We start from the raw sequence: 25,054 nt of genomic DNA, 5'->3' as shown, positions 1-25,054 counted from the left end.
GACCGCCCTGTCCAGATCTACGACGCGGTAGGCCGCTTCGACATCATTTTGGCTCTTCCTGGCTCTTTATTCTGCTTCCTGACGCTTTTTGAGCTGATCGGTTCGCCGACTCGGCTACTCAGATGCCGAATTGAGTACGCGCACCCTGCCGCGCCCCACCCGGCTCGCGCGACGTTGAGTCCATGGGATCAAGTGTTCGTGAACTGGCCGGGGCGACGCCCGCCACCCGGGACCGTTACGTCGACCTCCTGCGGGTCGCCTCGCTCGCCGCGGTCGTGCTCGGCCACTGGCTGATGGCCGCCGTCACCCCGGACGGGGTCGGCAATCTGCTCGCCGTCGTCCCCGCGCTCCAGCCGCTGACCTGGCTGCTCCAGGTCATGCCGGTGTTCTTCTTCGTCGGCGGCTTCTCCCACGCGCTGTCCTACCGCTCCCTGCTCCGCAAGCGCCCGGGGGCCACGGCGGACGCCTCCCCGGTCTCCGTCTACTCCGCGTTCCTGCGCGCCCGGCTCCAGCGGCTGCTGCGCCCGACCATGGTCTTCGTCCTGGTGTGGGGCGCGGCCGCGCTGCTGGTCCAACTCCTCGGCGGGGGCGGCGGGCTGACCGGCGTCACGCTGCGCATGGTGACCCAGCCGCTGTGGTTCATCGGGATCTATCTGGCGATGGTCGCGTTCACCCCGCCGCTGCTGAAGCTGCACGAGCGGTACGGCTGGGGGGCGTTCGCCGCCCTGGCGGGCGCGGCCGCCGCCGTGGACGTCCTCCGGTTCGCGGCCGGAGTGCCGTACGTCGAGTTCCTGAACTTCGCGTTCGTCTGGCTGGCGGTCCACCAGCTCGGCTTCCTGCGCGCCGACGGCCACCTCCGCCTGCGCCGCCCCGCCCTGCTCGCCGGCGGCGGCCTGGTCACCGCCTGCGCGCTGGTGGCGTTCGGGCCGTACCCGCTGTCCATGGTCGGGATGCCCGGCGAGAAGGTCAGCAACATGGCCCCGCCCACCCTCGCCCTGCTGGCCCACGGCCTCTGGCTCGTCGGCGCGGTCGAACTCCTCCGCGCCCCGGCCGCCCGCCTGCTGGAGCGCCCGCGCGTCTGGCGCACGGTGGTGGCGGCCAACGGGGTGGCGATGACCGCGTTCCTCTGGCACCTCACGGCGATGTTCGGCGTGTACGGGGCCATGCTCACCCTCGACGTCCCGCTGCCCGAGCCCGCGTCGGCCGCCTGGTGGGCCCAGGTCCCGCTGCGGATCGCCCTCGCGGCGGCCCTCACCGCCGGACTCGTGGCGGCCTTCCGCATCTTCGAACGCCCGGCCCCCGCCCTGCCCGCCCAGGGCCACGGCCCCCTCGCGGCACTCGGCGCGACGCTCTGCCTGCTCGGCGTGCTGGGCCTGTCCATGGTCGGCTTCAACGGCCTGCTGGACGGCCGCACGGCCCTGCTGATCGCGATCCCGGTCAGCGCCCCGGCCGCCGTGGCGATGACCCTGGGCGGCTGGCTGCTGGTGGAGCGGGCGGGGCGGGGGGCGGGGGTGAGGTAGGGGTCAGTTGCCGTAGTGGTAGCGGCAGGCGGCGATGCGGACCTCGTCGCCGACCACCTTGGAGATGAGCCGGTGCTCATCGGTGATGCGGCGGGACCAGTACCCGTGGAAGCCGTGCTTCAGGGGTTCCGGCTTGCCCATTCCTTCGTTGCCGTTCCGGGCGATGTCCTGGAGCAGTGTGTTGATCCTCTTGAGGATCTTGCGATCCTGGTTCTGCCACCAGACGTAGTCGTCCCACGACGACTGGTCCCACACGAACTTCACTCCGCAAGCTCCTGCACCGTGCCGCCGCCGCTCTCCAGGCGGTCGATCGAAGCCAGCAGCCGACGGGCGTTCTCCGGGCTCCGGAGCTGGTACGCGGTCTCCTTGAGGGACTCGTACTCGTCGAGAGCCACTATCACCACGGGCTCGTGCCCGGCACGCGTGACCACGACCTCTTCACGGTCGTCCACGACCGCGCTCAGGGTCTCGGCGTACTTCGCGCGGGACTCCGTGTAGGTCATCGTGCGCATGATCGCCTCCCGTGCTCGATGTACATCATCCCGTACGTACGGGAAAGCGTACAGCCGCCTGGGAGAGTGCGGCAAGGAACCCGGTCGGCCGCAGCCCTCCCCGCCCCTACACCGCCCCCGGCGCCTCGCAGCCGTGCTTCTTCGCCGAGCGCTCGGCGAAGCGCTGGAGCGCCGCCCGCAGCCCCCGGTGGTCCACGACCGGCGCCGCGAGCTTCGGGTTGTCCTCGTCGCCGAGGGTGTCCACCTCGAACAGGGCCGACCCGCCCGCTCCGGGGCACCGGGCGCCCAGCGCGTAGGAGCCGCTCAGCGCGTCCGGTCCCCTGCGGGCGGCGGCGGCGCTGTCCTGCCATTGGTCCAGCCGCATGCGGGCGTACCGGGCGGACGGCCCGTAGGACGCGGTGAAGCCGTACAGGAACGCACCGCGCAGACCGCCCAGGACGCACTCCTCCAGAGGCGCCGGGTCCGCCGTGATCTCCTGCACCGTGCTTACGCCCCACCGGGCGGCGGTCTTCTCGTCCAGCACGCCCGCGCAGCTTCCCGTGGCCGACGCGACGGGTTTGTAGTCCCTGCGGTTCGTCGAGACGCCGACGTCCTTCACCCGCTCGCCGGCCGGTGCCGCGCACCCGGTGCGCCGCGTGTACGCCGTCGCCGTCTCCGTGAGGACGGCCACGAGCCGTTCCCGGGCCACCGGATCGTCGAATGCGCCCCGTCCGAGGTTGGCGTCCACCGTCATCACCCGCCCGTGACCGGACTCCTTGCCGCAGCTCAGCAGCAGGACGGCCGCCGCCTCGTCCGGGCTTTCGCTGTCCGGGTTGTACCGGAAGGAGCCGGTCCAGCCGTGCCCCAGAGGCGCGTCGAAGCCGCCGGAGTTCTCCAGATTCATCATGCGTTCCGTCTGCCCGACCCACAGCGCCAGGCCGATGTCCGAATCGTCGTCGGACGCGCTGACCGTGCAGCGCCGCCGGTCGCTCCAACGGCCCGACGAGGTCAGGGAGATGCCGTCGAACAGCTCCCGCACCGCACCGGCCGCCAGATCGCCGTCGCAGGCCGAATCCAGGGCCCGGTCGTCGCGCCAGGAGCCGTAGCCGCCGGAGACCCAGAAGAGCCCTCCCGCCAGCACCGCCGCGGTCACGGCCCAGGCCGCCGTGCGGCGCACCCGTCGCCTGCGCCGGAAACGGACGTCGCTCACTTCCACACCTTTCCGAGAACCTTCACCGCACGGCAGCCGGACGAGGTCAGATACGCGTCGAGGACCCGGTCGGCCCGGGAGGCGGCGAGAGAAGCCGCGGCCGTCGTCACGGTCACCCGGCTCAGCGTCCGGGCCCCCGAGCACGAGGACTCGGCCCAGACGGCCAGCGTGTACGACTGCTCGCCGCCCACCGGTTCCGGGGCCCGGGACAGGGCGGCCAGCTCGGCCCCGTACGCCGTGCGCGCCTCGGGCAGCAGCGGGCCCCGCCAGCTCACCGAATCCACCTGGGCGAAGTGGTCCAGCCGGTTCGCCGGCTTCGCCCGCGGCACCCTCTGGGAGCAGGCGTCCGCGTCCTCGCCCGTGACGCCTCGGCCGTCCCGCTCGTCGGGGCCTGGTTCCTTCGCGTCGAGCAGCTCCGGCCGGAACCAACGGCAGGCGGGCGGGGCCTCGTCGGACTCCTCGGACCCGTTCTCCGCGGGCCTCGGCAGCGGCCGTACGTCCGAGGGCTCCACCGCCGGACCCCCGCAGCCGCCCCGGTCCCGTACGTGGTTGGCGACGGCCGCCACCGCGTCGCTCAGCTCCTCCGCCGTGCGCACGTGCTCCGGATCGTCGGACCAGGACGTGGCGTGGACCCGGAAGCGGGTCACCGGGCGCGGGTAACCGGGCAGTCCGGCCGGGCAGTCGGCGGTGACCTGGGTGGTGGCGGTCCGGTACGCGGTGGCCCGGTCGGGCTCCTTCGCGGTCCGTGCGGAGAGGATGTCCCCGAGCCGTACGCCGGACAGCGGAACGTCCAGCACCGGTACCGCCGCGAGCTTCAGACTCCCGGACGTGCTTCCCCAGAACGCGTCCCACCCCACCGAGCACCGCAGCAGGGTGCGCGGACCGTGCCCGGACGGCCCGGTCAGGTCCAGGTCGCCGTACAGCTCCCAGGTCTCGTCCCCGGGCAGCAGATCCCGCGTCGTCGCGCGCGGCAGGGCACCCCCGCAGGCCGTTTCCAGGACCTCGGCGTTACGGTCGTCGCGCCGCTCGGACCGTACGAGCAGGAACCCGGCCACCAGCGCCGCGGCGAGCACCACCACGGCCGCTTTCGGCAGCACCCGGTGACCGATGAACCGTTCCCACGCCGATGCCGCCACTCCGACCCCCCAGGCCCCATGATCAGTCGGCGCACGCTACCGCACGTCCCGGAGCCGTCACGGAGAGGGGCTGACCCGTGAGGCCCCCGGGCGCTCACCAGCCCGTCATCACTCCGCCCAGCAGCAGCGGAGCGGCGATCAGCACGAGCGGCTTCACCCGGAACGGCCCGGCGGCCCGGCAGACGACGAACGCGGCGACGATGCCCAGCGGGGCGAGGACGGGCACGGACTCGGTGATCGGCGCGCGGGTGCCGCCCGCCCACTCCACGGCCCAGGACCCGGCGAGACCCGCCAGCACGGCGAGGAACACCCGGTTCATGGCGAACCACCGGTCCTCCAGCACGTCGGCCAGCTCGCCGAAGCCGGTGCCCGCGCGGCGGGCCCGGACGGCGGTGACCAGGAACGCGGTCAGGATGCCCAGGGCCGTCGTGAGAAGGATCCACCGCAGTACCGTCGCGACGACTACCACCCGTCCGCCCCCGATTCACCTCTGCCGCCACACGTCATGGACGAGGGTATGCGACCCCTCCCGCCCGGACGGAGAGGCCGCGGGACCGGCGCCCGGCCGCCGCGCCGTACCCTGGAACGGTCGAATCAACCCACCCGGCAGGAGTGAAATGGCCGTCAATCTGGTCAATGTCGAGCAGGTCAGCAAGGTGTACGGCACCCGTGCCCTGCTCGACGGTGTGTCCCTCGGGGTGTCCGAGGGCGACCGGATCGGTGTCGTGGGCCGCAACGGCGACGGCAAGACCACCCTCATCCGGATGCTCGCCAAGCTGGAGGAGGCGGACACCGGGCGCGTCACCCACAACGGCGGGCTGCGGCTCGGCGTCCTCACCCAGCACGACTCGCTGGACCCGGCGAAGACCATCCGCCAGGAGGTCATCGGCGACCTCGCCGACCACGAGTGGGCGGGCAGCGCCAAGATCCGCGACGTGCTCACCGGGCTCTTCGGCGGCCTGGCCCTGCCCGGCTTCGAGCACGGGCTCGACACCGTCATCGCCCCGCTCTCCGGCGGTGAGCGCCGCCGTATCGCGCTGGCCAAGCTCCTCATCGACGAGCAGGACCTGATCGTCCTCGACGAGCCCACCAACCACCTCGACGTCGAGGGCATCTCCTGGCTGGCCGGCCATCTGCGGGCCCGCCGCTCCGCCCTCGTCTGCGTCACCCACGACCGGTGGTTCCTCGACCAGGTCTGCACCCGCATGTGGGACGTCCAGCGCGGCACCGTCCACGAGTACGAGGGCGGCTACAGCGACTACGTGTTCGCCCGCGCCGAGCGGGAACGCATCGCCGCCACCGAGGAGTCCAAGCGGCAGAACCTGATGCGCAAGGAGCTGGCCTGGCTGCGCCGCGGCGCCCCGGCCCGTACCTCCAAGCCGCGCTACCGCATCGAGGCCGCCAACGAGCTCATCGCCGACGTGCCGCCGCCGCGCGACACCAGCGAGCTGATGAAGTTCGCCAACGCCCGCCTCGGCAAGACCGTGTTCGACCTGGAGGACGTGACCGTCCAGGCCGGGCCCAAGACCCTGCTCACCCACCTCACCTGGCAGCTCGGCCCCGGCGACCGCGTCGGCCTGGTCGGCGTCAACGGCGCGGGCAAGACCTCGCTGCTGCGCGCCCTCGCCGAGGCCGCCCGTACGCAGGGCGACGAGCAGCCCGCGGCCGGGAAGGTCGTCGTCGGCAAGACCGTCAAGCTCGCCTACCTCTCCCAGGAGGTCTCCGAGCTGAACCCGAACCTCCGGGTGCTGGAGGCGGTCCAGCAGGTGCGCGACCGGGTCGACCTCGGCAAGGGCCGCGAGATGACGGCGGGCCAGCTCTGCGAGCAGTTCGGCTTCACCAAGGAGAAGCAGTGGACGCCCGTCGGCGACCTCTCCGGCGGTGAGCGCCGCCGGCTCCAGATCCTGCGGCTGCTGATGGACGAGCCCAACGTCCTCTTCCTCGACGAGCCCACCAACGACCTCGACATCGAGACCCTGACCCAGCTGGAGGACCTCCTCGACGGCTGGCCCGGGTCGATGATCGTGATCTCCCACGACCGGTTCTTCATCGAGCGGACCACGGACAAGGTCATGGCGCTCCTCGGCGACCGCGCCCTGCGCATGCTGCCGCGCGGCATCGACGAATACCTGGAGCGCCGGCAGCGGATGGAGGAGGAGTCCACCCCCTCCGCCGCCGCAGCCCCCCGTCCGTCCGGAGCCGCCGCCCCCGCCGCCGCCCCGGCCGTCTCCGCGCAGGAGGCGCGCGCCGCGAAGAAGGAGCTGCAGAAGGTCGAGCGGCAGCTCGACAAGCTCTCCACCCGCGAGACCACGCTGCACAAGCAGATCGCCGAGCACGCGACGGACTTCGAGAAGGTCGCCAAGCTCGACGCCGAACTGCGTGAACTGGTCACCGAGCGGGACGAGTTGGAGATGCGCTGGCTGGAACTGGCCGAGGACGCCTGACCGGACCCGTGGGGCCGGTGGGGCGGGTGGTAGAACGGGGCGGCAGGGACCGTACGTTCGAGGGGGACCAACACCGATGTCGCAGCCGCCGCCGCAGCAGGGCAGGCCGGGAGAGCCGGAGGGCTTCGGCGCTCCGTACGAACCGCAGCCCGGCGCGTACGGAGCCCCCGTGCCGTCCCAGCCGCAGCAGCCCGGCCCGTACGGTCAGCCGCCGACCGGGCCGTACGGCTACCCGCAGCCGCAGCCGCAGCAGCAGCCGCAGCAGCCCGCCGGGCCGTACGGCTATCCGCAGGCGCAGCCCCAGCCGCCCACCGTGCCCTACGGACAGCCCCAGCAGCAGCCCTCCGGCGGGCCCGGAGGCGGCGGCGGGCGTTCGCGGGGCCGGGTCGCCGGTCTCGTCGCCCCCGTGCTCGCCGGGGTCCTCGTCATCGGGACGGGCGTCTGGTTCGCGGTGGGCGGCGATGACGACGCCGACGACCAGAAGCCCGTCGCGAAGGAGAGCACCGCCCCGACGAAGCCCGGCACCGATCCGAGCCCGAAGCCGACGCCCGCCCCGGGCGCAGCGGAGTTCAACAAGGAGCTCAAGGAGGGCGAGGCCAAGGTCCGCTGGATCCTGAAGAACGACGTGGACGTGCCGTCGGGCGGCGTCCCCGTGCGCGGCCCGTGGACCACGGGCGACATCGTGGCCAAGGCCATGTACCGCACGGCGTCCGGCCACTCCCTCGACGACGGCTCGCAGAAGTGGAGCCTGCGCCTGCCGGCCGACGTCTGCGCCGCGCCGTCGCAGCCGAGCCCGGACGGCAAGATCGTCATCGCCCTCAGGGAAAGCACCGAGGAAGGCGCGGACTGCGAGAAGCTCCAGATGATCGACCTGGTCACCGGCAAGGCGGGCTGGACCGCCACGCTCGACCGTTCCTCGATGTCGGACGGGCTGTCGCACGTCGTCATGGCCATCAACGGCGACGTCGTGACGGCCGGCCGGACGACCCGCACCGACGCCTACCGGATCAGCGACGGCAAGCACCTGTGGGACCGGCTGCCGGGCACCTGCCAGCCGTACGGATTCGCCAGCGGCGACGTCCCGCTCGCCGCGGTCGACTGCCTCAAGGCGCCGAGTGACACGTACGACGAGGAAGTGCGGCGCATCGACCCGGCCACCGGGAAGACCGTGTGGACGTACAAGGTCAAGAAGGGCTGGCGGATCGACAAGTTCTACTCCGTCGACCCGCCGGTCGTCTCGCTGCGGCAGGACGAGCCGGAGCCGAACTGGGCCATCGCGCTCCTGAGCAACGACGGCACCCTCCTCGCCCAGCCCGATCCCGGCAAGGAGGAGTTCGCGATGGAGTGCGGCGAGCGGGACGAGAACCTCGACGACTGCCTCGGTGCGACCGCCGGCGGCGACACGTTCTACCTCGCCACGAAGCCCACGCATGTGAACGGCGCGTTCACCAACTCCGTCGTCGCCTTCGACATGAAGACCGGCAAGATCAAGTGGAAGGTGCCGGCGCCGCCCGGGCAGACGCTGAAGCCGATGCGGGTCGAGAACGGCAAGGCGCTGCTGTACCTCGCCGCGCCGGACTCGAAGGCCACGACCGGCGGCGGCATCATGGCGCTCGGACCGCAGGGCGGCGCCCTGCAGACGGTCCTTCGCCATCCGACGTCGGCCGCGACGACCGAGCACGTCTTCGATCCCACGATCCGCTATGCCGACGGGCGCTCGCTGATCGCCATCGGCCGCGTCGGCGGTGACTCCGACGAGGAGGAGATGGACGTGCGGACGATCATCACCTTCGGTGACTGACCATCACCTCCGGCCTCGGCGTAACGACGGCATCACAAGGCGGTTCTCCCTTGGGAACAGGGGCGGGACCGATCCGGTGCCGGGTGGCGGACGGGTGGTACAAAGAAGCCCCGCCCGACTGTCGTAACACCGCGGAAGCCATGCCCGATTCGCTCCTTTCCGAGGGGGATTGCCCCCACTCGGAATCGCGGGGGAGACCGGATCGGGCACCGGACCGCACGAAGGGGGACGTGCTGATGAGCCAGCCGCCCAGCCAGCAACCGCCGCAGGGAGGCTTCGGGGCTCCGCAGGAGCCGCCGAACGGAGCTCCTCAGCCGCCCCAGGACCAGCCGGACCTGGCGAAGCCGCCGCAGACGCCGCCCGGCCAGCCGCCCCAGGGCCCGCCCCCGGCCCAGCCGCCCGCACCCCCGGCCGGCCCGCCGCAGACGCCCCCGCCGGGCACCCCGGCGTACGGCTACCCGCAGCAGCCCCCGGCGGGGCCCGGTTACGGCTACCCGCAGCAGCCCGGCCAGGCCCCCGGTCCGTACGGTCAGCAGCCCGGTCAGCCCACCGGCCCGTACGCCCAGCAGCCCGGCCCCTACGGTCAGCAGGCCCCGGGCCCGTACGGCCAGCAGGCTCCCGGACCGTACGGTCAGCCGACCCAGCCCGGTTACGGCTACCCGCAGCAGCAGTACCCCGGCACCCCCGGCCCCGGCGGACCGGGCTCCGGCGGACCGGGCTCCGGCGGCGGGTTCCTCAAGAACAAGACCGCCGTCATCGTCGCGGCGGCCGTCGCCGTGGTCCTGGTCGCCGGTACGGGCACCTGGTTCCTCGTGAGCGACAGCGGCGACGAGGACCCGAAGAAGCCGCTGGCCAACACCAGCAACGACCCCAAGCCGCCCAGCGAGTCGCCCACGGTCGACGAGGGCGACGGCAGCGGCGACGGCCGTGAGGGCAACGACGACCTCAACGCCGGGCGCAAGCCGGGCGAGGCGAAGGTCGCCTGGCTCCAGAAGAACGACATCGACCTGCCCCGCAGCGGCGCTTCCGTGTACGGCCCGTGGTTCGCCGGCGATGTGGTGGCCAAGGCCATGTACCGCGGCGTCTCCGGCTACTCGGTCGCCGACGGCAAGCAGAAGTGGACCGTGCCGCTCCCCGCCGACGTGTGCGCCGCGCCCAACGGCCCCACCGCCGACGGCAAGATCGTCATCGGGGTGAAGAACGGCACCACCGACAAGGCCAACTGCTCCGTCCTCCAGATGATCGACCTCAACACCGGCAAGCCCGGCTGGAAGAAGGAGGTCAAGAAGAACGGCAACTGGGACTTCCTGTCGGACATCGGTCTGGCGATCAGCGGGGACACCGTCACCGTGGGGCGCACCAGCAACTCCAACGCCTACCGCGTCAGCGACGGCAAGGAGCTGTTCGGCAACCCCGACGGCAACTGCAAGCCCTTCGCCTTCGCCGGCGGCCCGAAGCTCATCGCCGCGGCCAGCTGCCGCACCGACGACGTCAAGAACCCGCAGCACCAGGTCCAGGAGCTGAACCCGACCACCGGCAAGCCGAAGTGGACCTACCAGCCGCCGCGCGGCTGGGAGATCAGCAAGGTCTACTCGGTCACCCCGCTCGTCGTGCGGCTGGAGCACGAGGAGAAGAAGCAGTACGCCATCGCCGCGCTCACCGAGAACGGCAAGCTCCGCTCCCAGCTCGCGCCCGCCAAGGGCGACAAGCTCACCCACGACTGCGGGAGCAGCTTCGCCATCTTCGGCCAGAAGCTCGAAGGGTGCAGCGGGGTCGCCGCCGACGCCAACACCTTCTACATCGCGACCGAGGACGACAGCAGCGGGACCGCCCGGACGAACAAGGTCATCGCCTTCGACCTGAACACCGGAAAGCCCAAGTGGGAGGCGCCCGCCCCGGCCGAGCGCGTGCTGAAGCCGCTGGGCATGGAGGGCGGTGACCTGGTGCTCTACATGCGGCCGAAGTACGACGCGGCCGGCGCCATCGTGACCCTCCCGCCGACCGGCGGCACCACCAAGACGCTGCTCCAGCACCCGGACGCGACCGGCCGGATCGAGAACGGTTTCTTCTCCGCCAAGGTCGCCTACCAGGGCGGCCGCTCCTTCATCTTCAGCAACCGCGTGAGCGCGAGCAACGACAAGGAAGAGCTGGAGCAGTCGACGATGCTGGTGTTCGAGAAGTGACGGCCCCCGAACCCGGCACGATCCGCACGACCGCTCCCGGCCGCGGCATCCGACCGCAGCCGGCCCCTTCCGGCCCCACGCGCCCCCACACCCACTCGTCCCCCGAGGTACGCACGCCATGAGCCAGCCGCCCCAGCCACCGCAGCAGCCGCCCAACGAGCCGCCGAACACGCCCCCGGGCCCGCCCGCCGGTCCGCCCTCCGGTGGCTTCGGCGCGCCGCAGGACCCGCCGCCCGGAGGGTTCGGCCAGCCGACCCCGCCGCCCGCGGACCCCTTCGGCAAGCAGCCGCAGCAGCCTCCGCAGCAGCCGGACGCGCCCGCCGGGGGCTACGGCACCCCGCCGCCCGCGGCGCCGGGCAACTACCCCACCCCGCCCGCGCCGCAGCCCAACGGATACGGCTACCCCCAGGCCCCGCAGCCCGGGTACGGCTACCCGCAGGGGCCCGCCGGCCAGCCCGGACAGCCCGGCCAGCCCGGGATGCCGCAGCAGGCGTACGGCTATCCGACCCAGCCCATGCAGCCGCAGTACGGGGCCCCGCAGCAGCCCGGCGACGGCAAGAAGTTCTCCACCCAGATGCAGATCATCGTCGCCGCGGCCGTCGCCGTGGTGCTGATCATCGGCGCCGGGGTCATCTACGCCGCCACCGGCGACGACGAGGGCGGCAAGAACGAGGCCTCCTCGTCCGGCTCCACCGGCGGCGAGGCCAAGGGCGGCGAGGGCGGCGGCCTGGCCGGCGGCGAGGAGAAGCCGCCCGCCAACACCAAGTCCAAGGTCGCCCTCCAGCTCCCGGAGCCGCAGGTCACCGACATCACCACGGTGATGGGCTCCTGGATCACCGACAAGGCGTACGTGAAGTCCGGCGTCGCCGAGATCGTCGCCTACGACCTCGACAAGGGCACCAAGCTCTGGTCCGTCCCGCTGCCCGGCGAGGTCTGCTCCGCCTCCCGGCACATGAGCAAGGACTACAAGACCGCGATCGTCTTCGAGGAGACGAAGGCGACCAAGGAGAACAAGTACCCGTCGTGCAACCAGGTCGGCGTGGTCGACATGGCCACCGGCAAGCTCCTGTGGAGCAAGGGCGTCACCTCCGCCACCGGCGGTGACCAGCAGGTCCGCTTCGACGAGGTCACGCTCAGCGGGTCCACCGTCGCCGCGGGCGGCACCTCGGGCGGCGCGGCCTTCAAGCTGGAGACCGGCGCCGAGCTGTGGAAGCCGAAGGTCGGCTCGGACGGCTGCTACGACCGCGGCTACGGCGGCGGCGAGGCCCTCGCCGTGGTCCGCAAGTGCGGTACGTCCGACAGCCCGCAGCTCACCGTGCAGGCGCTGAACCCGACGACCGGCGCACCGCTGTCCTCGTTCCAGATGCCCGCCGGCGTCGACTACGCGAGCATCGTCTCCACCAAGCCGCTGGTGGTCGCGGCCGATGTCGGCGACACCGCCGGCGACGGCAGCGGCATCTCCGACTTCTTCTCGATCGACGCGGCGACCGGCAAGCTGATCGTGCGCATCCCCGCCGACGCCGAGCAGTACGCGGCCCGTTGCGGCTCCACCGAGGTCGAGCGCTGCCAGAACCTGGCCGTCGGCAACAACCGGCTCTACCTGCCGACCGAGAACCACGACGGCACCAGCGAGTACGGCGACACCAACGAGGTCGTCGCCTTCGACCTGGCCACCGGGAAGCTCCTCGGCGCCCGGGCCGACGCGGGCGACCGCTACAGCCTGGTCCCGCTGCGGATGGACGGCACCAGCATCATCGCGTACAAGGAGCCCCCCTACGACAAGGGCGGCCAGATCGTCTCCATCGACGGCGAGACCTTCAAGCAGACCCTGCTGATGGAGAACCCGAGCGACGAGGCGGTCCGTGAGGCGGAGCGGCGCTTCTCCAACGACCACTCCGAACTCCTGTACTCCGACGGGCACTTCTTCAAGTCGAAGCGCCTGGTCAGCAAGCGCAGCGTCGTCGACGCCGACGACAAGCTCTACCTCGTCGTCGGGTACCGCACCGACTGACCGCGGTTCGGTCCCCCGAGCGGCGCGAGCCGTTCGCCAGGCCCTGCCGGTCGATCACCGACCGGCAGGGCCGATCGTTTTCCGCCCAGGAACCGATCACCGGGCAACGGTCAACGAGCCCCGAATGACGCAGAATTCGGCATTCTGGGGGGCTTCTCCCACGTAAGGGCGGCGCGAGGTCGAACAAGCGTGTAACTTGCCGGGTCAGGCGGCCGGGGGGCCGGGTGAACGGGGCTGGGAGGCTTGGTCGATGGGCGTGCGGCTCATGGTGGTCGACGATCACCGACTGCTCGCCGAGGCACTCGCCTCGGCGCTGAAACTGCGCGGGCACCGGGTGCTCGCGGCGGCCGCGCCGACCTCCGGGACCGCGGAACTGGTGGTCAGCAGGGCCCCGGAAGTCTGCCTGTTCGGTACGGCATCGCCCGCCGCCCCCGGGGTCTTCGACCCGATCGTGCGCATCGGCCAGGAGCGCCCGCAGGTGGCGGTGGTGGTCCTCGGCCCGGTGCCCAGCCCGCGCGGGATCGCTGCGGCGTTCGCGGCCGGGGCCGCGGGGTACGTCCGGCACGACGAGCGCATCGAGGGCGTCGAGCGGGCCATGCTCAAGGCGCGGGCGGGGGAGAGCGCCATCGCCCCGCAGTTGCTGCGGGGCGCCTTCGCGGAGCTGCTCAACCCGGCGGCCCAGCCCGACGACGAGGGCCGCCGGCTGCTGCGGATGCTCACCCCGCGCGAGGCGGAGGTGCTGGTGCGGGTCGCCGAGGGCGAGGACACCCGGCTGATCGCGGCCGGCATGGACATCGCCCCGAGCACCGCCCGCACCCATGTCCAGCGGGTCCTGATGAAGCTCGGCGTCGGCTCCCGCCTGGAGGCCGCCGCGCTCGCCGCCCGTACGGGGCTGCTGGAGCGGGCCGCGGGCCACGGCGACCACGGCGACCACGGCGGCACGCAACAGGGGCCGTACGTCCCCGGGCGGAGCGGGTGACGTACGGCCCCTGCGGGCGGCGCGGCAGGCGGCGGGTCAGTCCGCGTCGGACTCCGGGGCGTCCGGTTCCGGGGCCGCGGGGGCCTCGGCCGGGCGCAGCTTCATCCAGGCCAGGAAGAACAGGCCGAGCGCCAGCATGGCCAGGCCCGTCCACAGGTTGATGTGGACGCCCTCGGCCTTCTCCAGGTCGGCGTCGGACGGGCTGATGCCGGCGATGGTGACGATCACTCCGTAGACCACGAACAGGCCGCCGATGATCCGCCGGATGTCGAAGAGACGGGCCGCGGTCGCGGACTTGCGCTCCAGCTCGGAGACTTCCTTGTGCAGGTCGGACATGGTGAGTTCCTCCGATCAGAACGAGTAGGGGATGTAGCACGCGGCGGCGAGGACGACCGCGCCCCAGCCGAGCAGCGCGGGCTTGCGATACCAGGCGCTGTCGGCCTCGTCGAGCGCCTCGTCGGGGTCCGGCGACTCGGTCCCGTACACCAGACCGGCCAGTTCGGCGTCGGGCTTCGGTGCCGTGAAGAGGGTGACGGCGACCATGACGACGGCTCCGGCGACGAATCCGACGATCGCGGAGACGAAGTTGGCGCCCTGGTCGGACGGGATGTCGATGATCCCGCCCTTGTAGATCCAGAAGTAGTTGATCATCGCGGCGGCGGTGCCCGCGACCAGGCCCCAGACACCGGACTTCATCGAGGCGCGCTTCCAGAACATGCCGATGATGAACACGACGAACATCGGGACGTTGAAGAACGAGAACAGCGTCTGGAGGTAGCTCATGATGTTCGAGAAGCTGGCGGCGATGAACGCCGTGCCGATCGAGGCCAGCACACCGATCGCCGTGATCAGCCGTCCGAACTTCAGGTAGTACGTGTCCGGCTTGTCCTTCACCACGTACCGCTGCCAGATGTCGGTGGTGAACACCGTGTTGAACGAGGACACGTTGGCCGCCATGCCCGCCATGAAGGCGGCGAGCAGACCGGTCACCGCGATGCCGAGCACGCCGTTGGGCAGCAGCTCCTGCATCAGCAGGGGTATCGCGTCGTTGTAGGTGAGGTCGGAGCCCGGGGTGCCGATCTTGGGCACGATCACGGCGGCGACCAGGCCCGGGATCATCACCGCGAAGACGATGAAGATCTTCGGGAAGGCGGCGATCAGCGGGGTGCGCTTGGCGGCGGAGAGGTTCTTCGCGGACAGCGCGCGCTGCACCTCGGCGAAGTTGGTCGTCCAGTAGCCGAAGGACAGCACGAAGCCGAGGCCGAGGATGATCGTCAGCCAGTTGGCGCCCAGCGGGTTGGCGTCACCGATGCCGGTGCCGCCCCACGCGGTCATGAAGTCGCCGCCGTGCTGCTTGGTCAGCGAGTCGCTCATGGCGTCCCAGCCGCCGACGCGCTTCAGGCCGAGGACGGTGAGGGGGATCAGTGCGGCGAGGATGACGAAGAACTGGAGCACCTCGTTGTAGATCGCCGAGGAGAGCCCGCCGATCGTGATGTAGACCAGCACGAACAGGCCCGCGACGACGATCGCGACCCACTGCGGCCAGCCGAGCAGCGCCTCCACGACGATCGACAGCGCGTAGAGGTTGACGCCCGCGATGAGGATCGCCGCGAAGGCGAACAGCACGGAGCTCAGCAGATGCGCCGACCTGTCGAACCGCTGGAGCAGGAACTCCGGCACGGAGCGCACCTTGGAGCGGTAGTAGAACGGCATCATCACCAGGCCGAGGAAGACCATGGCCGGGATCGCGCCGATCCAGTACCAGTGCACCACCGCGACGCCGTACTGCGCGCCGGTGGCCGCCATGCCGAGGATCTCGGTGGCGCCGAGGTTCGCCGCGACGAAGGCGAGCCCGGTCACCCAGGCGGGCAGCGACCGTCCGGAGAGGAAGAAGTCGAGGCTCGTCTTCACGCTGGCACGGGCCGCGAAGCCGATGCCGAGTACGACGACGAAGTAGATCGCCAGGATGGCGTAGTCGAGCCCGTTCGTGGGGAGCCGAAGCCCTTCGGCCAGTGTCTGCATGGGGGGTACTCGCTTCGTTGCGCGAACTGAACCCGTCGGAACTTACGCCTCCATGTTCGAGAAATGAACACTCTCGTTGGGGTTCTTTGTTCGATCGTGATCGAGTGCGGGTGAATGTCCGGGTATGCCGCCCATGGGGTCGGTCACAGTCGTTCGCGAGCTGGGGCATTGACGCGTGTGTTTGCTTGTGGTTTCTTATGTGCGATTATGTTGGGAGGATCTGGTGGAGGACCCTGGTGAAGAAAACGGTTACGACCCTCGCCGACGGCCGTGAGCTGATCTATTACGACTCCGCGGACGACACCGTCCGCGACGCCGTCGACCACCGCCCGCTGGACCCCGTCTCCACCTCGTCCGAGATCCGCCGCGATCCGCTGCTCGGCGATGCGGTCGCCATCGCCTCGCACCGCCAGGCCCGCACCTACCACCCGCCGGCCGACGCCTGCCCGCTCTGCCCCACCCGGGACGGACGGCAGAGCGAGATCCCCGACGACCACTACGACGTCGCGGTCTTCGAGAACCGCTTCCCCTCGCTCGCCGGCGACTCCGGCCGCTGCGAGGTCGTCTGCTTCACCTCCGACCACGACGCGTCCTTCGCCGACCTCACCGAGGAGCAGGCCGCCCTCGTCCTCGCCGCCTGGACCGACCGCACCGCCGCGCTCGCCGCCCTCGACCAGGTCACCCAGGTCTTCTGCTTCGAGAACCGCGGCGCCGAGATCGGCGTCACCCTCGGTCACCCGCACGGCCAGATCTACGGCTACCCCTTCGTCACCCCGCGCACCGAGCTGATGCTCCGCTCGGCCGCCCGCCACCGCGAGGAGACCGGCGCCAACCTCTTCGACGACGTGGTCGCCCGCGAGGAGAAGGACGGCTCCCGCGTCGTCCTCGCCACCGACCACTGGATCGCCTACGTCCCGTACGCGGCGCACTGGCCCTACGAGGTCCACCTCCACCCCCGCCGCCGCGTCCCCGACCTGCGGGAACTGGACGAGGGCGCGCGGACGGAGTTCCCACAGGTCTATCTGGAACTCTTGAGGCGCTTCGACCGGATCTTCGGACCCGGCGAGCCGCCGACCCCGTACATCTCCGCCTGGCACCAGGCGCCGTTCGGGGTCGACGGCCGGGAGGAGTTCGCCCTGCACCTGGAGCTTTTCACCATTCGCCGGACCTCCGGCAAGCTGAAGTTCCTCGCGGGATCCGAGTCCGGCATGAGCGTGTTCATCAACGATGTGCCGCCGGAGGCCGCGGCCGAGCGACTGCGAGAGGTAGCGAGCGAGTGAGCAGCCCCCAGAACGTGAGCAACCCGAAGAAGTACCTGGTCACCGGCGGTGCCGGATACGTCGGCAGCGTCGTCGCCCAGCACCTGCTGGAGGCCGGGCACACGGTGACCGTCCTGGACGACCTCTCCACCGGTTTCCGCGCGGGCGTCCCGGCCGGCGCCGCCTTCGTCGAGGGCCGCATCCAGGACGCCGCCCGCCACCTCGACCCCTCCTACGACGGCGTCCTGCACTTCGCCGCCTTCTCCCAGGTCGGCGAGTCCGTGGTGAACCCCGAGAAGTACTGGGTCAACAACGTCGGCGGCACCACCGCCCTGCTCGCCGCGATGCGTGAGCACGGTGTGCGCACCCTCGTCTTCTCCTCCACCGCCGCCACCTACGGCGAACCGGTCTCCAGCCCCATCACCGAGGCCGACCCCACCGCCCCCACCAGCCCCTACGGCGCGTCCAAGCTCGCCGTCGACCACATGATCAGCGGCGAGGCCACCGCCCACGGCCTGGCCGCCGTCTCGCTGCGCTACTTCAACGTGGCCGGGGCCTACGGCCGGTGCGGCGAGCGCCACGACCCCGAGTCCCACCTCATCCCGCTCGTCCTCCAAGTGGCCCTCGGCAAGCGTGAGTCGATCAACGTCTACGGCGACGACTACCCGACCCCCGACGGCACCTGCGTCCGCGACTACATCCATGTCGCCGACCTCGCCGAGGCCCATCTGCTGGCCCTGACCGCCGCCGCCCCCGGCGAGCACCTGATCTGCAACCTCGGCAACGGCAACGGCTTCTCGGTCCGCGAGGTCATCGAGACCGTCCGCAAGGTCACCGGCCACCCCGTCCCCGAGACCGCCGCCCCCCGCCGCGGCGGCGACCCGGCCGTCCTCGTCGCCTCCGCAGCCACCGCGACCGAGCGCCTCGGCTGGCAGCCGTCCCGCGCCGACCTCGCCGGAATCATCGCCGACGCCTGGCAGTTCGCCCGCCGAGAGGACACGACCACCTCATGACCCAGCACGCCGAGCCGGCCGGGGCCGAACCCGCCGCCACCTTCGCCGAGCTGTACGGGACCGAGCCCGAGGGCATCTGGGCGGCACCCGGACGAGTGAACCTGATCGGTGAGTACACCGACTTCAACGACGGCTTCGTCATGCCGCTCGCTCTTCCGCACACCGCCGTCGCCGCCGTCTCCCGCCGCGACGACGGCGTGCTGCGCCTCTACTCCACCGACGTCCCCGGCGGTGTCGTCTCGCTCCGCGTCGACGAACTCGCCCCGCACTCCGGCCACGGCTGGGCCGCCTACCCGGCGGGCGTCCTCTGGGCGCTGCGCGAGGCCGGGCACCCGGTCACCGGCGCGGACATCGCCCTGACCTCCACCGTGCCCACCGGCGCCGGACTCTCCTCCTCCGCCGCCCTGGAAGTCGTCACCGCACTCGCCCTGAACGACCTCTTCGACCTCGGCCTGAGCCCGGCCGAACTCGCCGTGACCGGCCGCCGCGCCGAGAACGACTTCGTCGGCGTGCCCTGCGGGATCATGGACCAGATGGCCTCCGCCTGCTGCACCGAGGGCCACGCGCTGCACCTGGACACCCGCGACCTCTCGCTGCGCCAGGTCCCCTTCGACCTCGCCGCCCAGGGCCTGACGCTGCTGGTCGTCGACACCCGGGTCAAGCACGCGCTCGGCGACGGGGCGTACGCGGAGCGCAGGGCCGGCTGCGAGGAGGGCGCCCGGCTGCTCGGCATACCGATGCTCCGCGATCTGCCGTACGCCGGTCTCGACGCGGCCCTCGCCACGCTCGCCGACGCCGGGGCGGACGAGTCCGTGATCCGTTACGTACGCCATGTCGTCGGCGACAACCGCCGGGTCGAGCAGGTCATCGCCCTGCTCGACGCGGGCGACGTCCGCGCGGCAGGACCCGTCCTGAACGAGGGCCACATCTCGCTCCGCGACGATCTGCGGGTCTCCTGCCCCGAGTTGGACCTGGTGGTCGAGGCGGCGAACGCGGCCGGGGCGCTCGGCGCGCGGATGACCGGCGGCGGCTTCGGCGGCTCGGCGGTCGTCCTGGTGGAGGCGGCGGCGGCCGAAACCGTGGCCAAGGCGGTCAGCGAGGCGTTCGCGGCGGCCGGACACGCGGCCCCGGGCATCTTCGACGCCGTACCGTCGGCCGGGGCGCGCCGGCTGCGCTGAGCCGGGAGCTTCCGGGGCTGCCCCGGGGACCCGGGCTCACAACTCCTTGACCAGGATGAACTCGGTGACGCCCGGCGGGTAGTCCTCGACCCGGCCGATCTCCTCGTACCCCTGCCCGCGGTAGAAGCCGGGGGCCTGGAAGTCCCAGGTCTCCAGCCGCGAGCGGGTGCAGGCGCGCTCGGTGCGGGCGGTCCGTTCGGCCTCGGCGAGCAGGCGCGCGCCGAGGCCGAGGCCCCGGTGCGGGGCGTCCACCCAGAGCAGATCCACATGCAGCCAGTACGCCCAGGTCCGCCCGGTCAGCCCGCCGGCCACCGCCCCGTGCTCGTCCAACGCCCACACCTCCAGCGGGACTTCGTGCTCGGCGGAGGTGGCGAGCAGGGCCCGCAGACCGGCCGAGGCCGCGACGTTGTCCTGGTGCAGACGCCCGCTCAGCAGAATGCGACGTTCTCTGTCCACTTCTCTCTCAAGACGGAACATGAAGCAACCCTAAGACCCGTCGGCGACCGGGTGAGGGAGTCGCGGGCCGGACACCTGAGGCGACCAGTTCGCCGAATCGCCTTCCCCCTGGGGCCCCCGCCCGTACGCTGATGCTCAGCACCGGTGGGGGCCGGTGCCGATTCAGGGGAGCGAGAGAGCCGGGTACGGCGTCCGGGGCAGGGCGGCAGGCGGTTCGACGACGGCGGTCGTCGGGCATGGCAGGCCGCAGTGGAGCCCCGGACGCCGTACCCGCAGCTGTCCGCCCCCACAGATGGGGGTTCTGTGGCGCGTATCCGGGTTCTGGTGGTCGACGACCACCGCATCTTCGCCGAGTCGCTCGCGGCCGCCCTCGCGGCCGAACCGGACGTCGACGTCTCCGCCGCGGGCAGCGGCCCGGCCGCGCTGCGCGCCCTGGAGCGCGCGGCCGCCGAGGGGCGCGGCTACGACGTGCTGCTGGTCGACGCCGAGCTGGGCGCCCAGGCCGCCGGGGACGCGCCCGCCGTGCCGGGGCCCCGGCAGCCGGAGGCGCCCGCCGTCGACGGCATCGCGCTGGTCGCCGGGGTCCGCGCGAACCGGCCCGCCGTACGGTCGGTGGTGCTGGCCGAGAAGGACGACCCGCGGGCCGCCGCGCGGGCGCTCCAGGCGGGGGCCTCGGGCTGGGTGGCCAAGGACTGCTCGCTGCAGCGGCTGCTGTCGGTCATCCGGGGCGTGCTGCGCGACGAGACGCATCTGCCGCCCGCGCTGCTCACCGGCGTACTGCGGGAGCTGACCACGGCCCGCAAGCACCGCACCGACAGCGAGCGGCTGGTGGAGTCGCTGACGCCCCGCGAGCGGGAGGTGCTGCGCTGCATGGTGGCGGGGCTGGGCCGCAAGGCGGTGGCCGAGCGGCTGTTCCTGTCGCCGCACACGGTGCGCACCCATATGCAGAACGTGCTGGGCAAGCTCGGGGTGCACTCGACGCTGGCGGCGGTGGCGCTGGCCCGCCGGGCGGGGGTCGGCCCGGCCGAGCCGGCGGTGCGCCCGCTAGGTGGGGATGTTGTCGAACGGGGCGGTCAACTGGCGCAGTAGTCCGGCCAGTTCGGCGCGCTGGTGGCGGGAGAGCTCGGCGAGGATGGCGCGCTCCTGGGCGAGCAGCCCGGCCAGCGACTGGTCGGCCTTGTCGCGGCCCTCGGCGGTGAGCCGGACGAGGACGCCGCGCCGGTCGCTCGGGTCGGGCAGCCGCTCGACGAGGTTCTTCTTGGTCAGCCGGTCGATGCGGTTGGTCATCGTGCCCGAGGTGACCAGGGTCTGGGTGAGGAGCTGCCCGGGGGAGAGCTGGTACGGGGCGCCGGCCCGGCGCAGCGACGTCAGTACGTCGAACTCCCACGGCTCCAGGTGGTGCTCGGCGAAGGCTATGCGGCGGGCCCGGTCGAGGTGGCGAGCCAGACGGGAGACGCGACTGAGCACCTCGAGTGGTTCCACGTCGAGGTCGGGGCGCTCCCGGCGCCATGCAGCGACCAAACGGTCGACCTCGTCCTCCATGTCGATCAGTGTAGAGGGTCCCTCGACATGAAGTCTCTTGAATTCAAGTGTCTTGACATCAAGATAGTCGCGGCGTGATCCTGATGCCCATGACGACCACTCCCGAACCCACCTGGGATCCGCGGCAGTACCTGCGCCACGCGGACCATCGCACCCGCCCCTTCCAGGACCTCCTGGCCCGCATCGGCGACCTCCCCGGCCACCCCGCACCCCGCATCGCCGACCTCGGCTGCGGCGCGGGCAACGTCACCACGCTCCTCGCGGACCGCTGGCCACAAGCCCGGATCACCGGCTACGACACCTCGCCCGAGATGCTCGCCGAAGCCGCCGCCCACGCCCGGCCGCCACTGCTCGACTTCGCCGAGGCCGACGCCGCCACCTGGCGGCCCACCGAGACGTACGGCCTGATCGTCTCCACCTCCGCGCTCCAGTGGATCCCCGGCCACGCCGACCACTTCCCCCGCTGGCTCGACGCCCTCGCGCCCGGCGGCACCCTCGCCTTCCAGGTCCCCGGCAACTTCACCGCCCCCAGCCACACCCTCCTGGCCCGCCTCCGCGAATCCGACCGCTGGCGCCCCCGCCTCCACGGCGTCGGCGACCGCACCGCATCCGTCCTGGACCCCACCGACTACCTCACCCGCCTCCGCGACCTGGGCTGCGAAGCGGACGTCTGGGAGACCACCTACCTCCAGACCCTGCACGGCGACGACGCGGTCCTCGACTGGGTCAAGGGCACCGCCCTGCGCCCCGTCCTCACCGCCCTCGCCGACGACCCGGCCGCCCGCGACGCGTTCCTCGCCGACTACCGCGACCTGCTCCGCGAGGCGTATCCGCCGGGCCCGTACGGCACGGTCTTCCCGTTCCGCCGCATCTTCGCCGTGGCCCGCAAGGAGAAGTGATGACCGCCTCCGCGCCCGTCGGCCTCGCCGCCGTCGACCACGTACAGCTCGCCGCCCCGCCCGGCTCCGAGGACGCCCTGCGCGCCTTCTACACCGAGGTCCTGGGCATGACCGAGATCCCGAAACCCCCGGTGCTCGCCGCCCGCGGCGGCTGCTGGTTCGCCGCCGGGCCCGTCCAGCTCCACCTGGGCGTCGAGGAGGACTTCCGCCCCGCGAAGAAGGCCCACCCGGGCCTGCGGGTCACCGGCATCGAGGCGTACGCGGCCCGCCTGGAGTCCCACGGCGCCGACGTCACCTGGGACGACCACCTCCCCGGCCACCGCCGGTTCTACGCCCACGACCCGGCCGGCAACCGGCTGGAGTTCCTGGAGCCGGACGCCTGAGCGGCCGGCTCTAGAGCGCCGCGAGTGCCTCGGCCGAGATGTCGATGTCCACGGGGAACGGCACGCCCGTCTTCAGCCGGTCGTGATGGATCCCGGTCAGCGCGTACGCCTTCGTCACCGGGTCCAGCTCGTAGACGCGTACGACGGGGTGCTGGTCGGTGCCGGTCATCTCGACCAGCCAGAAGTGCGGGATGCCGGCGGTCGCGTACTTGTGCGGCTTGGCCTCGTGGTCGCGGGCCTCGGAGTCGGGGGAGACGACCTCGACGGCGAGGAGGACGTCGGCGGCCTGGTAACGCGTCACGTCCAGCCCGGTGACCGCCTCGGTCCGTACGACGGAGATGTCCGGCTCCGGAGCGTTCCGCCGATCCAGCACCACGGTCATCTCCCGGCGCACCTTCACCTCCGGCGGTGCCGTACTGCGCAGTCCTGTCATCAGCAGATCGATCATCGTGCTGTGAAAGTCTCGCTGCGGACTCACGAAAACCAGGCTCCCGTCGATCAGCTCGGTGTGCGGCGGGAGATCGGGCAGCGTGAACAGATCGTCCACGGTGTATCCGTCCTGCGGGGGCACCGGCCAGCGGGAGCTGTGCGCGGTGGTCGACTCGGCGGTCATGGTTCCTCCCATGGACGAATCCTCTGCCCTGCGGACCACACTACGGCGGGAAATCCGTACCCGTCATCACAACGGGTGACGACGTGCGGAAGGGTTACGCGATCAGCTCTTCCGGTGCCCTATCAGGCGCGGCTTCGACTCCAGGTTCTCCAGCCCGTGCCAGCACAGATTCACCAGATGGGCGGCGACCTCCGCCTTCTTCGGCTTGCGCACGTCCAGCCACCACTGGCCCGTCAGCGCCACCATGCCCACCAGCGCCTGCGCGTACAGCGGGGCCAGCTTCGGGTCGAAGCCCCGGGCCTTGAACTCCAGGCCCAGGATGTCCTCCACCTGCGTGGCGATATCGCTGATCAGCGACGCGAACGTGCCCGTCGACTGCGCCACCGGCGAATCCCGCACCAGGATCCGGAAACCGTCCGTGTACGACTCGATGTAGTCCAGCAGCGCGAACGCCGCCTGCTCCAGCAGCTCCCGCGGATGGCCCGCCGTGAGCGCCCCCGTCACCATGTCCAGCAGCTGCCGCATCTCGCGGTCGACCACCACGGCGTACAGCCCCTCCTTGCCGCCGAAGTGCTCGTACACCACCGGCTTGGACACCCCGGCGCGCGCCGCGATCTCCTCCACCGACGTGCCCTCGAAGCCCTTGTCGGCGAACAGGGCGCGCCCGATGTCCAGCAGCTGCTCGCGGCGCTCCTTGCCCGTCATCCGGACCCGCCGGGCCCGCCGGGAGGGGGAGGGCCTGCTCTTCTCGCTGCTCGTGCTGGAGTCGGTCGCCACGTCGTCAATCATGCCGCGTCGGCGGGGACGGACGTGCGCCGGGAGTCGATACGCGCGGCATCGGGCCACCGCACGTCATGGGCCCAGCCCAGCTTCTCGAACCAGCGGATCAGCCGGGCGCTGGAGTCGATCTGCCCCCGCATCACCCCGTGCCGCGCGCTCGTCGGGTCCGCGTGGTGCAGGTTGTGCCACGACTCGCCGCACGACAGCACCGCCAGCCACCACACGTTCCCCGACCGGTCACGGGACTTGAAGGGCCGCTTGCCCACCGCGTGGCAGATCGAGTTGATCGACCAGGTCACATGGTGCAGCAGCGCGACCCGCACCAGCGAACCCCAGAAGAACGCCGTCGCCGCACCCCACCACGACATCGTCACCAGACCGCCGACCAGCGGCGGAATCGCCAGCGAGACGATCGTGAAGGTCAGGAAGTGGCGCGAGACCGCCCGGATCGCCGGGTCCTTGATCAGATCGGGGGCGTACTTCTGCTGCGGCGTCTGCTCCTCGTCGAACATCCACGCGATGTGCGCCCACCACAGCCCCTTCATCAGGGCCGGCAGCGTCTCGCCGAACCGCCACGGCGAATGCGGGTCGCCGTCCGCGTCCGAGAACCGGTGGTGCTTGCGGTGATCGGCCACCCACCGCACCAGGGGCCCCTCCACCGCCAGCGAGCCCATCACGGCCAGCGCGATCCGCAGCGGCCGCTTCGCCTTGAACGAACCGTGCGTGAAGTACCGGTGGAAGCCGATCGTGATCCCGTGGCAGCCGATGAAGTACATCGCCACCAGCAGCCCCACATCCAGCCAGCTCACCCCCCACCCCCACGCCAGCGGCACCGCCGCGACCAGCGCCACGAACGGCACCACGATGAACGCCAGCAGCGCGAACTGCTCGATCGAGCGCTTGCTGTCGCCGCCCAGCGTCGCGGAGGGCAGCGGGGCCGCGGCGGGCCCGGGCGGCTCGGTCTCGTCGATCACATGGGGAGCATGGGGAGTGCTCGGCATCGGGGAATACCTCGGAGGGTGAGGGAGCGGTACCAGGACCGCCGTGGCTACGGTTCCGTAACCTACGGCTTGGTAAGTATGGCAGTGACGGGCCCCACAACACGAGAGGCCGCTCCCACCCGTCCCACGCGGT

The 25,054-nt window shown here is 71.6% G+C and carries 24 protein-coding genes; 12 read left to right on the top strand and 12 right to left on the bottom strand.

Going from position 1 to position 25,054, the window contains the following annotated elements:
* The first annotated feature begins 182 nt into the window (after nt 1-182).
* Nucleotides 183-1,520, top strand: coding sequence for an acyltransferase (locus KV381_RS14115; protein ID WP_030633193.1), 1,338 nt, complete (start codon nt 183-185; stop codon nt 1,518-1,520).
* A 3-nt stretch (nt 1,521-1,523) separates the two neighbouring features.
* Here the strand turns inward: KV381_RS14115 and KV381_RS14110 are convergent, their stop codons facing one another.
* The 5 genes from KV381_RS14110 to KV381_RS14090 all read right to left on the bottom strand — a co-directional run bounded on the left by KV381_RS14110 (nt 1,524) and on the right by KV381_RS14090 (nt 4,826).
* Nucleotides 1,524-1,784 (bottom strand): Txe/YoeB family addiction module toxin, encoded by a 261-nt coding sequence (locus KV381_RS14110; RefSeq protein ID WP_030633191.1) that lies wholly within the window; start codon nt 1,782-1,784, stop codon nt 1,524-1,526.
* On the bottom strand, nt 1,781-2,032 hold the full coding sequence (locus KV381_RS14105) for a type II toxin-antitoxin system Phd/YefM family antitoxin (protein ID WP_006125193.1): 252 nt from the start codon (nt 2,030-2,032) through the stop codon (nt 1,781-1,783). The genes KV381_RS14110 and KV381_RS14105 overlap by 4 nt, the downstream gene beginning before the upstream one ends.
* A gap of 106 nt (nt 2,033-2,138) precedes the next feature.
* Nucleotides 2,139-3,221 (bottom strand): hypothetical protein, encoded by a 1,083-nt coding sequence (locus KV381_RS14100; protein WP_218785322.1) that lies wholly within the window; start codon nt 3,219-3,221, stop codon nt 2,139-2,141.
* The gene (locus KV381_RS14095) at nt 3,218-4,357 is read right to left on the bottom strand and encodes a hypothetical protein (RefSeq protein ID WP_218785321.1); all 1,140 of its coding nucleotides are present in this window, start codon (nt 4,355-4,357) and stop codon (nt 3,218-3,220) included. The genes KV381_RS14100 and KV381_RS14095 overlap by 4 nt, the downstream gene beginning before the upstream one ends.
* 94 nt (nt 4,358-4,451) lie before the next feature.
* On the bottom strand, nt 4,452-4,826 hold the full coding sequence (locus KV381_RS14090) for a hypothetical protein (protein ID WP_103536636.1): 375 nt from the start codon (nt 4,824-4,826) through the stop codon (nt 4,452-4,454).
* A gap of 148 nt (nt 4,827-4,974) precedes the next feature.
* On the opposite strand from KV381_RS14090, the gene KV381_RS14085 reads away from it, so the two are divergent.
* The 5 genes from KV381_RS14085 to KV381_RS14065 all read left to right on the top strand — a co-directional run bounded on the left by KV381_RS14085 (nt 4,975) and on the right by KV381_RS14065 (nt 13,775).
* Nucleotides 4,975-6,801, top strand: a complete 1,827-nt coding sequence (locus tag KV381_RS14085; protein ID WP_030086318.1) for an ABC-F family ATP-binding cassette domain-containing protein — start codon at nt 4,975-4,977, stop codon at nt 6,799-6,801.
* Nucleotides 6,802-6,877: 76 nt separating this feature from the next.
* Nucleotides 6,878-8,602 carry a PQQ-binding-like beta-propeller repeat protein gene (locus tag KV381_RS14080; RefSeq protein WP_218785320.1) on the top strand — a complete coding sequence of 575 codons (1,725 nt, stop codon included), beginning with the start codon at nt 6,878-6,880 and terminating at the stop codon, nt 8,600-8,602.
* Nucleotides 8,603-8,838: 236 nt separating this feature from the next.
* Nucleotides 8,839-10,785 carry a PQQ-binding-like beta-propeller repeat protein gene (locus KV381_RS14075; protein ID WP_218785319.1) on the top strand — a complete coding sequence of 649 codons (1,947 nt, stop codon included), beginning with the start codon at nt 8,839-8,841 and terminating at the stop codon, nt 10,783-10,785.
* Nucleotides 10,786-10,903: 118 nt separating this feature from the next.
* Nucleotides 10,904-12,796, top strand: coding sequence for a PQQ-binding-like beta-propeller repeat protein (locus KV381_RS14070; RefSeq protein WP_218785318.1), 1,893 nt, complete (start codon nt 10,904-10,906; stop codon nt 12,794-12,796).
* Nucleotides 12,797-13,046: 250 nt separating this feature from the next.
* A complete protein-coding gene (locus tag KV381_RS14065) occupies nt 13,047-13,775 on the top strand; it encodes a LuxR C-terminal-related transcriptional regulator (protein WP_218785317.1) in 729 nt (242 codons plus the stop codon).
* 36 nt (nt 13,776-13,811) lie between these two features.
* On the opposite strand, the gene KV381_RS14060 is transcribed toward KV381_RS14065, so the two are convergent.
* Together KV381_RS14060 and KV381_RS14055 are read right to left on the bottom strand one after the other, a co-directional pair.
* Nucleotides 13,812-14,111 carry a hypothetical protein gene (locus KV381_RS14060; protein WP_218785316.1) on the bottom strand — a complete coding sequence of 100 codons (300 nt, stop codon included), beginning with the start codon at nt 14,109-14,111 and terminating at the stop codon, nt 13,812-13,814.
* Between the two features lie 15 nt (nt 14,112-14,126).
* Entirely contained in the window at nt 14,127-15,797 is a 1,671-nt protein-coding gene (locus KV381_RS14055) for a sodium:solute symporter family protein (protein ID WP_030086306.1), read from the bottom strand.
* Nucleotides 15,798-16,033: 236 nt separating this feature from the next.
* Here KV381_RS14055 and galT point away from each other — a divergent pair, with 236 nt between their 5' ends.
* The 3 genes from galT to galK are packed head-to-tail and all read left to right on the top strand — an operon-like array spanning nt 16,034 to nt 19,247.
* Nucleotides 16,034-17,077: a galactose-1-phosphate uridylyltransferase gene (galT, locus tag KV381_RS14050; protein WP_218785315.1), complete on the top strand. Its 1,044-nt coding sequence runs from the start codon at nt 16,034-16,036 to the stop codon at nt 17,075-17,077.
* A gap of 14 nt (nt 17,078-17,091) precedes the next feature.
* Nucleotides 17,092-18,069 carry a UDP-glucose 4-epimerase GalE gene (gene galE / locus KV381_RS14045; RefSeq protein ID WP_218787216.1) on the top strand — a complete coding sequence of 326 codons (978 nt, stop codon included), beginning with the start codon at nt 17,092-17,094 and terminating at the stop codon, nt 18,067-18,069.
* A complete protein-coding gene (galK, locus tag KV381_RS14040) occupies nt 18,066-19,247 on the top strand; it encodes a galactokinase (protein ID WP_218785314.1) in 1,182 nt (393 codons plus the stop codon). The genes galE and galK overlap by 4 nt, the downstream gene beginning before the upstream one ends.
* A gap of 36 nt (nt 19,248-19,283) precedes the next feature.
* Here the strand turns inward: galK and KV381_RS14035 are convergent, their stop codons facing one another.
* Entirely contained in the window at nt 19,284-19,724 is a 441-nt protein-coding gene (locus KV381_RS14035; protein ID WP_030086298.1) for an N-acetyltransferase, read from the bottom strand.
* Nucleotides 19,725-20,006: 282 nt separating this feature from the next.
* Between KV381_RS14035 and KV381_RS14030 the strand changes: the two genes are divergently transcribed.
* Entirely contained in the window at nt 20,007-20,792 is a 786-nt protein-coding gene (locus KV381_RS14030) for a response regulator transcription factor (protein WP_218785313.1), read from the top strand.
* Here KV381_RS14030 and KV381_RS14025 read toward each other — a convergent pair.
* The gene (locus KV381_RS14025) at nt 20,748-21,245 is read right to left on the bottom strand and encodes a MarR family winged helix-turn-helix transcriptional regulator (RefSeq protein ID WP_086777481.1); all 498 of its coding nucleotides are present in this window, start codon (nt 21,243-21,245) and stop codon (nt 20,748-20,750) included. The genes KV381_RS14030 and KV381_RS14025 overlap by 45 nt on opposite strands.
* Nucleotides 21,246-21,334: 89 nt before the next feature.
* On the opposite strand from KV381_RS14025, the gene KV381_RS14020 reads away from it, so the two are divergent.
* Together KV381_RS14020 and KV381_RS14015 are read left to right on the top strand one after the other, a co-directional pair.
* Entirely contained in the window at nt 21,335-22,144 is an 810-nt protein-coding gene (locus KV381_RS14020) for a trans-aconitate 2-methyltransferase (RefSeq protein ID WP_030086295.1), read from the top strand.
* Nucleotides 22,144-22,527 (top strand): VOC family protein, encoded by a 384-nt coding sequence (locus tag KV381_RS14015; protein ID WP_218785312.1) that lies wholly within the window; start codon nt 22,144-22,146, stop codon nt 22,525-22,527. The genes KV381_RS14020 and KV381_RS14015 overlap by 1 nt, the downstream gene beginning before the upstream one ends.
* A 10-nt stretch (nt 22,528-22,537) precedes the next feature.
* Here KV381_RS14015 and KV381_RS14010 read toward each other — a convergent pair whose 3' ends face one another.
* The 3 genes from KV381_RS14010 to KV381_RS14000 form a co-directional block, all read right to left on the bottom strand.
* Complete coding sequence (locus KV381_RS14010; protein WP_030086291.1) at nt 22,538-23,140, bottom strand: Uma2 family endonuclease; 603 nt, start codon at nt 23,138-23,140, stop codon at nt 22,538-22,540.
* A 102-nt stretch (nt 23,141-23,242) separates the two neighbouring features.
* A complete protein-coding gene (locus tag KV381_RS14005) occupies nt 23,243-23,929 on the bottom strand; it encodes a TetR/AcrR family transcriptional regulator (protein ID WP_030086289.1) in 687 nt (228 codons plus the stop codon).
* The gene (locus KV381_RS14000; RefSeq protein ID WP_218785311.1) at nt 23,926-24,921 is read right to left on the bottom strand and encodes a fatty acid desaturase; all 996 of its coding nucleotides are present in this window, start codon (nt 24,919-24,921) and stop codon (nt 23,926-23,928) included. Before KV381_RS14000 ends, KV381_RS14005 begins: the two co-directional genes overlap by 4 nt.
* Between the last annotated feature and the right edge of the window lie 133 nt (nt 24,922-25,054).

Origin of the sequence: Streptomyces sp. WY228, assembly GCF_019287315.1 — a bacterium.
Classification (GTDB): Bacteria; Actinomycetota; Actinomycetes; order Streptomycetales; family Streptomycetaceae; genus Streptomyces; species Streptomyces caviscabies.
This window is presented reverse-complemented; position numbering and strand designations above follow the sequence as displayed.